General features: G+C 60.5%; 15 protein-coding genes. 3 read left to right on the forward strand and 12 right to left on the reverse strand.

Annotation, left to right across the window (positions count from 1 at the left end; genetic code table 11):
• Nucleotides 1-36 precede the first annotated feature (36 nt).
• Nucleotides 37-279 carry a hypothetical protein gene (locus FHT28_RS36840; protein WP_312865279.1) on the reverse strand — a complete coding sequence of 81 codons (243 nt, stop codon included), beginning with the start codon at nucleotides 277-279 and terminating at the stop codon, nucleotides 37-39.
• Between FHT28_RS36840 and FHT28_RS12475 the strand changes: the two genes are divergently transcribed.
• Both FHT28_RS12475 and bfr read left to right on the forward strand, forming a co-directional pair.
• Nucleotides 166-438: a (2Fe-2S)-binding protein gene (locus tag FHT28_RS12475; RefSeq protein WP_312865278.1), complete on the forward strand. Its 273-nt coding sequence runs from the start codon at nucleotides 166-168 to the stop codon at nucleotides 436-438. The two genes, FHT28_RS36840 and FHT28_RS12475, sit on opposite strands and share 114 nt — an antisense overlap.
• The gene (gene bfr / locus FHT28_RS12480) at nucleotides 404-889 is read left to right on the forward strand and encodes a bacterioferritin (RefSeq protein ID WP_047559539.1); all 486 of its coding nucleotides are present in this window, start codon (nucleotides 404-406) and stop codon (nucleotides 887-889) included. Before FHT28_RS12475 ends, bfr begins: the two co-directional genes overlap by 35 nt.
• 46 nt (nucleotides 890-935) lie before the next feature.
• Here the strand turns inward: bfr and FHT28_RS12485 are convergent, their stop codons facing one another.
• The 7 genes from FHT28_RS12485 to FHT28_RS12515 all read right to left on the reverse strand — a co-directional run bounded on the left by FHT28_RS12485 (nucleotide 936) and on the right by FHT28_RS12515 (nucleotide 7,348).
• Nucleotides 936-1,475, reverse strand: coding sequence for an RNA pyrophosphohydrolase (locus tag FHT28_RS12485; protein WP_168596424.1), 540 nt, complete (start codon nucleotides 1,473-1,475; stop codon nucleotides 936-938).
• 15 nt (nucleotides 1,476-1,490) lie between these two features.
• Nucleotides 1,491-2,666 (reverse strand): divergent polysaccharide deacetylase family protein, encoded by a 1,176-nt coding sequence (locus FHT28_RS12490; protein WP_092573077.1) that lies wholly within the window; start codon nucleotides 2,664-2,666, stop codon nucleotides 1,491-1,493.
• Between the two features lie 227 nt (nucleotides 2,667-2,893).
• On the reverse strand, nucleotides 2,894-4,222 hold the full coding sequence (locus FHT28_RS12495; RefSeq protein WP_037195701.1) for a S41 family peptidase: 1,329 nt from the start codon (nucleotides 4,220-4,222) through the stop codon (nucleotides 2,894-2,896).
• On the reverse strand, nucleotides 4,212-5,642 hold the full coding sequence (locus FHT28_RS12500; RefSeq protein ID WP_047559544.1) for a murein hydrolase activator EnvC: 1,431 nt from the start codon (nucleotides 5,640-5,642) through the stop codon (nucleotides 4,212-4,214). The genes FHT28_RS12495 and FHT28_RS12500 overlap by 11 nt, the downstream gene beginning before the upstream one ends.
• A gap of 200 nt (nucleotides 5,643-5,842) precedes the next feature.
• Entirely contained in the window at nucleotides 5,843-6,325 is a 483-nt protein-coding gene (rlmH, locus tag FHT28_RS12505; protein ID WP_037195705.1) for a 23S rRNA (pseudouridine(1915)-N(3))-methyltransferase RlmH, read from the reverse strand.
• A 116-nt stretch (nucleotides 6,326-6,441) separates the two neighbouring features.
• Nucleotides 6,442-6,897: a ribosome silencing factor gene (rsfS, locus tag FHT28_RS12510; RefSeq protein WP_034510911.1), complete on the reverse strand. Its 456-nt coding sequence runs from the start codon at nucleotides 6,895-6,897 to the stop codon at nucleotides 6,442-6,444.
• A 151-nt stretch (nucleotides 6,898-7,048) separates the two neighbouring features.
• Nucleotides 7,049-7,348, reverse strand: a complete 300-nt coding sequence (locus FHT28_RS12515; RefSeq protein ID WP_037195709.1) for a DUF1330 domain-containing protein — start codon at nucleotides 7,346-7,348, stop codon at nucleotides 7,049-7,051.
• A 174-nt stretch (nucleotides 7,349-7,522) separates the two neighbouring features.
• On the opposite strand from FHT28_RS12515, the gene FHT28_RS12520 reads away from it, so the two are divergent.
• Complete coding sequence (locus tag FHT28_RS12520) at nucleotides 7,523-7,906, forward strand: winged helix-turn-helix domain-containing protein (protein ID WP_037195711.1); 384 nt, start codon at nucleotides 7,523-7,525, stop codon at nucleotides 7,904-7,906.
• A 7-nt stretch (nucleotides 7,907-7,913) separates the two neighbouring features.
• Here FHT28_RS12520 and modC read toward each other — a convergent pair whose 3' ends face one another.
• The 4 genes from modC to FHT28_RS12540 form a co-directional block, all read right to left on the reverse strand.
• Nucleotides 7,914-8,987 (reverse strand): molybdenum ABC transporter ATP-binding protein, encoded by a 1,074-nt coding sequence (modC, locus tag FHT28_RS12525; protein WP_168596425.1) that lies wholly within the window; start codon nucleotides 8,985-8,987, stop codon nucleotides 7,914-7,916.
• Entirely contained in the window at nucleotides 8,984-9,685 is a 702-nt protein-coding gene (gene modB, locus FHT28_RS12530) for a molybdate ABC transporter permease subunit (protein WP_037195715.1), read from the reverse strand. The genes modC and modB overlap by 4 nt, the downstream gene beginning before the upstream one ends.
• Before the next feature lie 87 nt (nucleotides 9,686-9,772).
• Nucleotides 9,773-10,570 carry a molybdate ABC transporter substrate-binding protein gene (gene modA, locus FHT28_RS12535; protein ID WP_168596426.1) on the reverse strand — a complete coding sequence of 266 codons (798 nt, stop codon included), beginning with the start codon at nucleotides 10,568-10,570 and terminating at the stop codon, nucleotides 9,773-9,775.
• Nucleotides 10,571-11,128: 558 nt separating this feature from the next.
• The gene (locus FHT28_RS12540; protein WP_234903911.1) at nucleotides 11,129-11,710 is read right to left on the reverse strand and encodes a nicotinate-nucleotide adenylyltransferase; all 582 of its coding nucleotides are present in this window, start codon (nucleotides 11,708-11,710) and stop codon (nucleotides 11,129-11,131) included.
• Nucleotides 11,711-11,745: the final 35 nt, after the last annotated feature.

Here is an 11,745-nt window from a genome sequence, read left to right on the forward strand (position 1 = left end):
ATCCGGGGCCCATAGGCCACCGGTGTCGCCTGCCGATCAAAATGAATCGTTTCTTTCTTGACAAAGAGCGTCTTCTTTAGCAGATAACAAGACAGCAAGTGTCATGTTTGACGGGCTGAGCGAAGAATGCTGGTTTGTAGCTGTAATTACATCACCGACAAGGAAATCCGGGACGTCATCAACGAGTTCCTGGATGAGGACTGTTGGCAGCTCATCGTCCCCGCCAAGGTTTATCACGCCATGTCGAAGCGCGGTCGCTGCTGCGGATGTTTCCCGAATGTCGTTGATATCATTATACAGACAACCGAGGACTATCATGCCCGTCGTCACTCGACGGAAGCAGAAATATTTGATTTCATGTCCCGCTTGAAAAAATTTCATGAAGACAGCAGGAGAGCGGACATTGAAAGGCGACAAAAAAGTCATCGAGCGGCTTAACGAGGCACTGTTCCTCGAGCTTGGCGCAGTTAATCAGTATTGGGTCCATTACCGACTTCTCGAAGATTGGGGCTATACCAAGCTGGCAAAGAAGGAGCGTGCGGAATCCATAGAGGAGATGCAGCACGCAGATCGCCTCGTTGCCCGCATCATCTTCCTCGAGGGACATCCGAACCTGCAGACGCTGGCACCGCTGCGTATCGGCCAGAATGTCAAGGAAGTACTGGAGGCCGATCTCGCCGGCGAATACGACGCCCGCACGGCCTACAAGAAATCGCGCGACATCTGTCATGACGCCGGCGACTACGTCTCGATGAAGCTGTTCGAAGAGCTGCTGATGGATGAGGAAGGCCATATCGACTTCCTGGAAACCCAGCTCGAGCTGCTCGGAAAGATCGGCGAAGCCAAGTACGGCCAGCTGAACGCCGATTCTGCCGACTCAGCAGAATAACTGGTATCACGAAGCCGGCCGCTTTTTGAGCGGCCGGATCCCCCGTTCAGTCTTCGGCCTGCAGATCCGCCAGGTGCTCGAATTCGGCGACCACTTGTTCGTAGACCGATCGCTTGAAGGCGACGATAAGCTCGGGCAGCGTTGCCATGGGCTTCCATCCCCAGGCGTCGAATTCCGGTTCATGGCCGCCCGGCGGTGGGTTGATGGCGATTTCGCTTTCGTCGCCGTCGAAGCGGAAGGCGAACCAGCGCTGGGTCTGGCCGCGGAATTTCCCTTTCAGGCCGATGCCGATCAGCTGCGAAGGCAAATCGTAGTTGATCCAGTCCTTCGCTTCGGCCAGCAGGCTCACCGTTTTCATCCCGGTTTCCTCATAGAGCTCGCGATAGGCGGCCTCCAGCGGATCTTCGCCCGCATCGATGCCGCCCTGCGGCATCTGCCAGAGCTGCGGCGAGCCGTCATACTCGGAATTGCCGATCGGAATGCGCCGGCCGGCCCAGACCAGGCCATCGCGGTTGAGCACCATGATGCCGACGCAAGGGCGGTAGGGCAGGTCTTCGGCCTTCACGGGCGCGTGGGGCTTGCTCATCATTCTCTCCAAAGATCAGGGGTGCTTGGGGTCGTCGGCAAGCGCCGAGACCGCGACGATTTCGATGCCGCGCATGGCGGCTTCCTCACTCCACTTGCTGATGGCGTCGACGCTCTCGTCGAAGGCGGAGGCAACGCCGATCGCCGAGCCGTTGCGCCGGGCGATGCGCTCGAGCTCGTCGAGTTTCTTCATGACCGCATCCTGCTGCAATTCTCCGTCGAGCTGTACGTCAGCAAAGGCATGCGGCACCTCCAGCGTCTTGGCGAGCATTCCGGATTTCGATTGCGCCGAAGAGCCGTCGTCGAGGAAAAGCAGACCGCGTTTGCCGATGTCGCGCAGTACCGGCTCCATGGCGCTGGTATTGGAAAGGAACCGGCCGCCGAGATAGTTCATCACACCGGTATAGTTGGTGATCTCGCCCATCGCCTTGTGCAGGTTGTCGATATTCTTCGTGGCGGATAACGATGTCAGGAGGGTGTCGGGACCCGGATTGTTGCCCGGGTAGTCGAAGGGTTCGAAAGGCACCTGAATCAGGATCTCGTGGCCGCCGCGCCGCGCATCCTGCATCCAGCGCTGCAGGCTGTTGCCGCTGGCCGCAAAGGCGAGCGTTATCTCTTCCGGCAGTTTCTCGATGGCGCGCTGCGTGCCGGTCTGGCTGAGGCCGAGGCCGCTGACGACGATGGCGACGCGCGTGCCGCGTGCGCCGGACCAGGGTCTGGCATATTGATCCATCGGCCTCAAGCCGCTCGGCCCCGTGATCGGCAACTTGCCGAAGGGCGAATCCTCCAGCAGGCTGTCGTTCGGCGTTGCCGCCATGCGGGGGTCCTGGCCGATCTGATTGGCGTTGATCAATACCGGGCCGTTGCCATCGCGATTATTGGGGCTGAACATCGTGACCACGGAGCCGTCGCCGGTGACGATGCGCGTGGTATTGGCGCCGGATTGCGGATCGACCTGCGTCAGGCCCGTTGCCGCCGGCTTTTCTTCGACAGCAGGCGCGGGTTCTTCCTTCTTGGCGGTCTCGATCGGCTGGGTTTTCTTGAGATCGTCGCGCAGCAGCGCCGAATAAAGGGAAAAGCCGGCGATGGCGATCAGACAGAAGCCGCCAAGAATGCGCCCGAAGGGCGGCAGTCTCCGCTGACGGCCGGGGCCGCGATTCTGTCCCAGCGGTGCATGCAAATCCGTTCCCAAAGTCCGTATCCGCCCCAAACGGGAAATTGTTTCGGCCCTGAGCATTCCGCTTTCCAGCGTTGTCACCGCAACGGAAAACCGCGCCTCAGGTTCAAAGTGTCAAAACATGAACGAAACAGCTTTTGAACGAGCCCATACTCGTTCGATCGAGGAGAGCGGAACGATACGCGAGTTCCGCTCCCTCCTTATGAAAGCGCCGGGTCTGTTTCCAGCCCGGCGTCATTTCCTTACTTGGAGGAAACTGCCTTTTCCGGGTTCGGCGGGAAGGACGGATCCGTCTTGGCGCCACGCAGCAGGTCGAGCGCGTAGTTCAGCTGGATATCGTCCTTCGGATCCGGCGGCACATAGGCCGACGAGCCGGAACCCTTATCGGTTTCGCTCTGGCCCTTGATGTGACCCGGCAGGCTCGATTCGCCTTCGGTTGTCAGCTTGCCCTTCAGATCGTCCGGTAGCGGCTGGTCGACCTTGACGTCGGGCGTAATGCCGGTGCCCTGGATCGAGCGGCCCGACGGCGTGTAGTAGAGCGCCGTCGTCAGGCGAAGCGCGCCGTTGCCGTCTCCCAGCGGGATGATCGTCTGGACGGAGCCCTTGCCGAAGGACTGGGTACCGAGGACTGTGGCGCGACGCAGATCCTGCAGGGCGCCGGCGACGATTTCCGAAGCCGAAGCCGAACCGCCGTTGATGAGCACGATGATCGGCTTACCGTCGGTCAGGTCGCCCGGGGTGGCGTTGAAGCGGCGGGTCTCGTCCGGATTGCGGCCGCGGGTCGACACGATTTCGCCACGCTCGAGCACATCGTCGGCGACGTTGATCGCCTGGTCGAGCAGGCCGCCCGGGTTGAGGCGCAGGTCGAGGACATAGCCCTTCAGCTTGTCGGCGGGGATGTCCTTCTTGATCTTGGCGATCGCGGATTCGAGATCGGGCGTGGTCTTTTCCGTGAAGGAAATGATGCGGATATAGCCGACATCGCCGCCTTCTTCGCGCGACTTGATCGCGGCAACAGCGATCACGTCACGGACGATAGTGAGCTCGATCGGCTTGTCGGCACCCTTGCGCATGAGCGTCAACTTGATCGGCGTCTTGACCGGGCCGCGCATCTTCTCGACGGCGTCTTCCAGCTTCAGGCCGCGCACGGACTGGCCGTCGATGGCGGTGATGTAGTCGCCAGCGAGGACGCCGGCCTTGGCGGCGGGCGTGTCGTCGATCGGGGTGATGACCTTGACGAGATCGTTGTCCATCGTGACTTCGATGCCGAGACCGCCGAATTCACCCTTGGTCTGGGTGCGCATGTCTTCGGCATCCTTGGCATTCATGTAGCTCGAATGCGGATCCAGTGAGGACAGCATGCCGTTGATCGCGGATTCGATCAGCTTGTCTTCCTGCGGCGGCGTCACGTATTGGGCACGAACACGCTCAAAGACATCGCCGAAAATCGACAATTCCTTGTAGGTGGACGCGCCAGCGGCTTCCGCCGGCACGACCGCCGTGTAGATAACGCCCATCGCAGTCGCACCCATCAATGCGCCAACGAGAACAAGAGAAGCCCTACGTATCATTGCGTGCCTTTCCAGTGTCTTTGGAGGTCCACCAGGGTCGAGAATCGACCGGCTTCCCATCTTTTCTGAATTCAATGTAAAGCGTTGGCCGATCCGTTTCCAGCGCCAATGCAGTCGCGCTCGCGACTCTTTTTTGGCCCATCACGGCGAGCGGCTCGCCGGCGAAGACAAATCTGCCCGGACGCGTCTTGATCGCGTCCATTCCCGACAGCACCATGTGGTAGCCGTCCCCTGTATCCAAAATGATCATCTGGCCGTAGCTGCGAAACGCGCCGGCGTAAACGACCGTGCCATCGGCGGGAGCTGTGACAAGCGCATCGGGGCCGGTCGCAATGGTTGCTCCCATCGCCGTGTGGCCCGTGCCGTCGTCGTCGCCGAACTGGCGGAGAATATCGCCCGCCACAGGCAACTCCAACTTCTGTTTAAGATCGGAGAAGGGATATGCGGGGGCAATGCGGTTTTTATCGGGCACGCCGCTCTCGGCCAAAGCCTTTGCCTGCTCGCGCTGCTGGTCGGTCAATTGCCCCCTGCGAACCTCCTCCGCCCGGGCAGCGGCCGCTGCGTCCCGGACCGAGCCGATCTGGCTTTCCAGCGAAGCGACGAGCCCTTCGAGGCTGGTCGCCTGGCCCGCAAGCTCCTCGGCACGCTTGCGTTCGGCGTCGAGCTGGGCGGCATTTTCCTTGCTGTGCTTGTCGTTCTCGGCAACCAGCAGGTCCATGCGCCGCTCCTCCTCCAGACTGTTGGTCATGGTGGCGGTGAGGTTCGTCTTTTCGGCGGCGGCGGCGGCATGCAATTTGCTGAGATCGGTCAGGTCGGCGATGAGCTTGTCCGTCTCCTTGCGCATTCCGGGCACGACTGCACCCAGAAGAATGGCGCTGCGCACCGAGGCGAGCGCATCATCCGGTGTGACCAGGAGTGCCGGCGGCGGATTGCGGCCCATGCGCTCCAGGGCCCCCAGAACCTCGGCCAGCAGGGCGCGGCGCTCATGCAGGGAGCCGCGGATCTTGTCCTCCTTGATCGCGAGATCCGTCAACGTCTTCTCGCTCTGCTGGATCTTGCGGTCCATTTCCTTGCGGCGGGCGGCGCTGTCGATCAATGCCTGGCGCAGGCTGGCGGTGCTCTTGTCGAGGGATGCGATGCTGTCTTCCAGCTCTTTCGTCTTGTCGGAGGAGAGGTTGATCGTCTTCGACAGCGTCTCCAGCTCGGCGCGGGTTTCGTCGCGCTTGCGGGCGAGTTCGGCGGCCGGGTCGGGTGCCTGTTGCGCAGGCGCTGTCGTCGAAGGATGTTCGTCGGGCGCTTGTGCCGTGCCGGCATCGGCCTCCTGCGCCAGGGCCATGTCCATGAGAGAAATCGGGCCTGCCACATAGACGCCCACGCCAAGGCATGCGGCCAAAGATGGCAGCAGAAGCCGGGAAAGCATGGGCGGGGCTTTTCTCATCCAGTCGGTTCGGGCCTGGTCCCTTCGGATCGCGTGAAAATAAGCCGATTTGCCGCGATCAGCTAGGAAGCATCGTCATTTTTGAAGCAGGAATCAAAACACGCCTGTGTGAGCGTTTCGTTAACGCAAAATGACCGAAAGCCAAACTGTTTTCGAAGGAGGCACGTTGTCGCGATTGGAGGTCAGACCCGGTGATAGGGATGGCCGGAAAGGATGGTGACCGCGCGATAGAGCTGTTCGGCAATGAGGATGCGCACGAGCTGGTGCGGCCAGGTCAATTTGCCGAGGCATATGGTCATGTCGGCCTTGTCGTAGAGAGACGGGTCGAGCCCGTCGGCGCCGCCAATGGCGATCGTCAGGTCGCGCTTGCCCTGATCGCGGAACGTTCCGAGCATGGCGGCGAAGGCTTCGCTATCAAGCGCCTTGCCGCGTTCGTCGAGCAGGATGAGGACGCCGCCTTCCGGATGCGCCTTTTGCAGCAGAGCCGCCTCCTCGCGCTTGCGGGTCTCGCCGTTGGAGGCGCGGCTTTCGGCAACCTCGGTCAAGCGCATCAGCTCCAGGCCGATTGCCGGCCCGGCCTTGGCGAAACGATCGAGATAGCGAGCCGCAAGATCCTTCTCAGGGCCGGTTTTCAACCGTCCCACGGCAAAAAGACCTATCCGCATTCCCGCTCCCAAGCCTATCCGCCATGATGGCGGCACGAAACCAAACTCTTGCTGGACAGTCATGTCCGGCGATATGAAGCTGCCAGCCGGGGCCGGGAACAGCGCCCTTGGATCGGCTAGTGCAGCGTGCCTTCGTCGAGGTCAGGCGCGGCCCACATCTTCTCGATGTTGTAGAACTCGCGAATCTCAGGACGGAAGACGTGAATGATGATGTCGCCGGTGTCGATCAACACCCAGTCGCCGCCATCCAGACCTTCGACGCGGGCGTTGCCGAAGCCCTCGTCCTTGAGGTCGGTCATGACATGGTCGGCAATCGCCAGGACATGGCGGCTCGAGCGACCGGAGACGACGACCATATGGTCTCCAAGCGCGGATTTGCCAGCAATGTCGATGGTAACGATATTTTCGGCCTTGGAGTCCTCGAGGCTTGCGAGGACGGCTTGCAGGGCGCGGGCAGCGGCATCGGCGCCACGTTCCGAGCTCTTCGGGATAACGACAGGCGTTCTCCCCTTGGCGTGTACTGTTGTCAGTGCTCTTCCTTCCTTGAGTAACAGAACATGCTCATACGCGATCTGAGTCGATCACGCTACAAAGATAGGCATCAAAGCATTAAGGTTTCAAGACGCACGCGGCCATCTATCGGCTGCGAAGACAAGGATTTGTATCAAAATCCCGCGCATTCGCACCATATATGGGCAAATGATCGCTCTGACGGCGTCCTCGCTAGCTTTCCTGGCTTATTCCGTCGAGAAGAATGAGGTTTCGGCTCAGAGCCCGATCACGAACTTCGAGAGCAAACGCGTATTCGGGAGAACGATACCAAGTTCTGGCCCGTTCGATGTCCGGAAACTCCACGACGATGATCGCTCGCGGCGCCCAGTTTCCTTCCAACTGTTCGATCGGGCCGCCACGCACCAGATAACGGCCTCCATAGCAGGCTATCGAGGCAGCGGCGCGGGTCCGGTAGATCTGGAAGGCGTCGGCATCCTTGGCGGTGACATCGGAGATGATATAGGCTGACATCTGTTTCCAATCCCTATGCAAAACGCAGTTTCTCGTTGCCGATATTGTCGGCATCAATGCGTCGTGAGGCTGAAGATCAGATAGGTCTGTGCCGTCGCTTGTCCATTCTAACCGCCATGTACAGGCGCGCGAAGGCCGCGTATACACGAAGGCAGACCAAAACGCCCAGATGCCATGACCGACACTCCGCAGCCATCGTTGAAGCCTATTCTCCGCATCAGTTTTTCTGGGCAGGACCGGCTCGGGCGCGGCAAGATGGAACTTCTCGAGCATATTCGTGACACCGGCTCGATCTCGGCCGCCGGCCGCGCCATGGACATGTCCTATCGTCGTGCCTGGCTGCTCATCAGCGAATTGAACCATATGTTCCGGGAGCCGGTCGTCGAATCGCAGCGCGGTGGCCAGAAGGGTGGCGGCGCTGCCCTTACCCCGTTCGGCGAAGAACTGTTGCAGCGCTTTCGCGGCATGGAAACGACCTTGCGCGCGGCGATAGCCGCCGATCTGCAATGGCTCGAAGCCAATCGCAGCGCGGCGGAAGCTTCGTCCAGAAAGTCTTGATCAAGCCCTATTGTTCGAGCGCCACGGTCTTGATGACCGCGTGGACCGGCAGGCCGACCCGCAGACCCAGCCTTTCGGCCGAGAACTGCGTGATGCGGGCGAGCACGATATCGCCGCCGCAATCGACCTTCACCTCCACGGTTCCATCGGCTGCAGCGCTGATATCGCGCACTTCGCCTTCGAGAATATTCAGCGCGCTGAGGCCTTCGGGCCTGGCTGTTGCCAGCATGACATCGCGAGCGGGGATATGGACGCGCACCGTCTTGCCGAGGGAGGTCGCCTGGCCGGGCACGAAGAGTTTCGCCGCCTTCAGGGCGACGACGGTCAGCCGATGCCGATCCTCCATATGCTCGACGCGGCCTTCCAGCAGCACGCCCGCCTCTCGCCGGTCGATCGCCAGCGGGCCGGAAAGCTGGCTGAAGATATCGAGGGCGGGGCCGATCGCCTCCACCTTGCCGTCACGCATGACGACGACGCGGTTTGCCAGCCGCGCCACCTCGGCGATAGAGTGGCTGACATAGATGATCGGGATCTTCGTCTCGTCACGCAGCCGCTCGAGATAGGGAAGGATTTCCGCTTTCCGCGCCTCGTCGAGTGCCGCCAGCGGTTCGTCCATCAACAGCAGCCGTGGCGAGGACAGGAGTGCGCGGCCGATGGCGACGCGCTGTTTCTCGCCGCCGGAAAGCTTGGTTGGCCTGCGGTCGAGCAGTGCGGCGATGCCGAGGAGATCGACCACACCGTCAAAGCTTTCGCTGCGCTCGTTCCTGGGCGCGAACCAGCGGCCATAACTGAGGTTCTGCCGCACCGATAGGTGCGGGAACAGGCGCGCCTCCTGAAAGACATAGCCGAAGCGGCGGCGATGGCGCGGAACGAAGACCTGCCGGCCGGTGTCGGCAAGGACGCTGTCGTCAAGGCTGACGCGGCCATGATCGGGCCGGATGAGACCGGCGATGATACGGATGATCGAGGTCTTGCCGGAGCCGGAACGGCCAAAAAGGGCTGTCACGCCGCCGTCGGAGGTGAACGTGGCCTCAAGCGAGAAGGCGCCCAGCCGGTGGCGGATGTCGACGGAGAGCGTCATTCGAAATCCACCCTTCTGCCGGCGAGATGGGCGAGGAATTCCGAGGCGAGCAGGGCGGCCATGGAAATGACGATGGCGACGATCGTCAGCCTTATCGCGCCGGCATCGCCACCCGGCACCTGCGTGAAGGTATAGATGGCCGAAGACAGGGTCTGCGTCTCGCCTGGAATATTGGAGACGAAGGTGATGGTGGCGCCGAATTCGCCCATGGCCTTGGCGAAGGACAGGATCATGCCGGCGATGATGCCGGGCAGGATCAGCGGCAGGGTCACTGTCAGGAACGTCCATAGGGGGTTGGCGCCCAAGGTGCCGGCCGCCTCCTCCAGCTTGCGGTCGACGGCTTCGATTGACAGGCGGATGCTTCTGACCATCAGCGGAAAGCCCATGACGCCGCAGGCGAGTGCGGCGCCTGTCCAGCGAAATGAAAAGACAATGCCGAGATATTGCTCGAGCAGCGAGCCGATCGGCCCCTTGCGGCCAAAAAGGATGAGAAGGATGAAGCCGGTCACGACTGGCGGCAGGATCAGTGGCATATGGATGATGCCGTTCAGGATCGATTTGCCCCAGAACCTGCCGCGGGCGAGCAGATACGCGGCGGCGATGCCGAAGGGCAGGCTGACCAGCATGGCGACAATGGAAACGCGCAGGCTCAGCTCGATGGCTGTCCATTCATCGCTGCTCAAACCCAATGCGTCCAAATCCCGCCCCTTAAAACATCTTAGGCCCGCCATGGGTCGGCGAGCCTGGATCGTTGAACTTCTATGCCCAATATGCGGTGAGAATGCTCACCGCTTCAGGATCGTGAAGCCCTCATGCTCGAAGAATGGAACAGCCTTAGCCGATTTCAGATAGTCGAAATAGGCTTGCACATCCGGATTGGTGCTGTTGCTGGTGATTGCGATCGGATAGACGATCGGCGGATGGCTATCTGCCGGAAAAGTGCCGACGACGGCAACGCCGGGATCGGCTGAGACGTCGGTCTGATAGACGATGCCGTAGGGCGCTTCGCCGCGCGAAACGAGCGCGAGGGCTGCGCGTACGCTTTCAGCGCCGGCGGCCTTCTTTTCAACCGAAGCCCAGATGCCGAGCTTTTCAAGCGCTGCCTTGCCGTATTTGCCGGCCGGCACCGATTCCGGCTGGCCGATCGCCAGGCGACCGTCGCCGAGAAGGCCGGCCAGATCCAGGCCATGCTTGATCTCGACCGGCTTGGCCTTGTCCTTGGCGGCGACGAGAACGAGCTTATTGCCGAGGAGGTTGGTGCGGCTGTCATCCTTGATCAATTTCTTGCCCGCGACATAGTCCATCCAGTTGGTGTCGGCGGAAATGAAGACATCGGCGGGGGCGCCGTTCTCAAGCTGCTTGGCCAGCGGCCCGCTCGCGGCGTAGGACACGGTGACTTCCTTGCCCGTTTCCTTGGTGAAAGCGGCATCTGCATTGTCGAGCGCGTTTTTCATGCTGGCGGCAGCAAAAACCACGATCTTGTCGGCGGCGAGAGCCGACGTCGGAATGACCGAGAGGCCAAGCCATGCCGCTGATAGTGCGGCGGTTGCAAGCTTGATCCATCGGCGTCGGCTGGTTGCCATCTTATTTCTCCCCAAAGATATCGACATATTTCGAGAGATATAACGATGCGCGAAGCTTGGCTAGGGATGTATCTCGAAAAATACATCGCATTGTTGCTATGTAACCCTACGAATTTTATGGGTTTTCTTTTCAAAGGCGCATATGAGTGGATTATGCTACGTCAAAAACGCATGACTGGATTCGCCCAGTGGTTTGGCGAACGCTCACGAAACAAGACGTAACGTTACGAACCGTGGGTTCTGGCGCTTTTCCGCTCCGGCTTCTGGAGTCTGGGTGACGTTAAAAAATCAGACAATTCGCAAAAGAAGCGTTTTTTGGGCAGGAAATTTTCAAAGATATGCGTTAAATGCATTGCTGCAATGCGCAATCGGCCATTTATCTATCGGTGAAATCTGCTAAAACATAATCATCGAAGCGGCGATCTCCTCCTCCCAATGCCGCTAGATATGGATCGGCAACTCTCCTCCTCCCAGTTGCTGATCAGGTTTAAAGCCCGACGGATCCTCCTCCCCCGTCGGGCTTTTCATTTCTGGGAGTTTTCCTGAAAATTCAGTCGGTTATTGTGCCGCGCGCAGGGCTGTCGAGCTGAGCGCCGAACGCGGTCCGTGGATGAAAGTCCAGGCCGGTGCACGCTTCTTCCAAAGCACCCGGGCATCATCCTCGTCGACGCGGGCATAATGAAATGTCTTGGCCATCTTCGCGGAAAGGTAGGACAGCGTCGATCCCGGCCGATCGATGACGGCGATCGGGAAGGTGCGGGCGATCTCCTCCCATTTCTGCCAGCGATGGAACGTATTGAGGCTGTCGGCGCCCATGATCCATATGAAATGCACCCGGCTGTTGCGGGCTTTCACGTGAGCCAGGGTATCGGCCGTGTAGTTCATGCCGAGCGCCTGCTCGAATGCCGTCACCTTGATGCGCGGATCGCGGGCGACCATTTCGCTGAGCGCGATCCGCTCGGCAAGCGGCGCAAGATGATTGTGGTTCTTCAGCGGGTTGCCCGGCGTCACCATCCACCAGAGTTGATCGAGGCCGAGCCGGCGAATGGCGATCTCGGCCACAAGCGCGTGGCCACGGTGCGGCGGGTTGAACGAGCCGCCGAAAAGACCGACCACCATGCCACGCTCGGCATGGGGCATGCGCAGATAGCGTTGATCGATCTCTTCTCTCAGCA

Origin of the sequence: Rhizobium sp. SG570 (genome assembly GCF_012275345.1) — a bacterium.
Classification (GTDB): Bacteria; Pseudomonadota; Alphaproteobacteria; order Rhizobiales; family Rhizobiaceae; genus Rhizobium; species Rhizobium lusitanum.

Bases quoted from the DNA above. Each gene is read 5' to 3' on its own strand.
- FHT28_RS12495 (WP_037195701.1), bottom strand. From the start codon at position 4,222: ATGATACGTAGGGCTTCTCTTGTTCTCGTTGGCGCATTGATGGGTGCG.
- modC (WP_168596425.1), bottom strand. From the start codon at position 8,987: ATGACGCTCTCCGTCGACATCCGCCACCGGCTGGGCGCCTTCTCGCTT.
- modA (WP_168596426.1), bottom strand. From the start codon at position 10,570: ATGGCAACCAGCCGACGCCGATGGATCAAGCTTGCAACCGCCGCACTA.
- FHT28_RS12520 (WP_037195711.1), top strand. From the start codon at position 7,523: ATGACCGACACTCCGCAGCCATCGTTGAAGCCTATTCTCCGCATCAGT.
- FHT28_RS12515 (WP_037195709.1), bottom strand. From the start codon at position 7,348: ATGTCAGCCTATATCATCTCCGATGTCACCGCCAAGGATGCCGACGCC.
- FHT28_RS12500 (WP_047559544.1), bottom strand. From the start codon at position 5,642: ATGCTTTCCCGGCTTCTGCTGCCATCTTTGGCCGCATGCCTTGGCGTG.
- FHT28_RS12485 (WP_168596424.1), bottom strand. From the start codon at position 1,475: ATGAGCAAGCCCCACGCGCCCGTGAAGGCCGAAGACCTGCCCTACCGC.
- FHT28_RS12540 (WP_234903911.1), bottom strand. From the start codon at position 11,710: ATGCCCCATGCCGAGCGTGGCATGGTGGTCGGTCTTTTCGGCGGCTCG.
- rlmH (WP_037195705.1), bottom strand. From the start codon at position 6,325: ATGCGGATAGGTCTTTTTGCCGTGGGACGGTTGAAAACCGGCCCTGAG.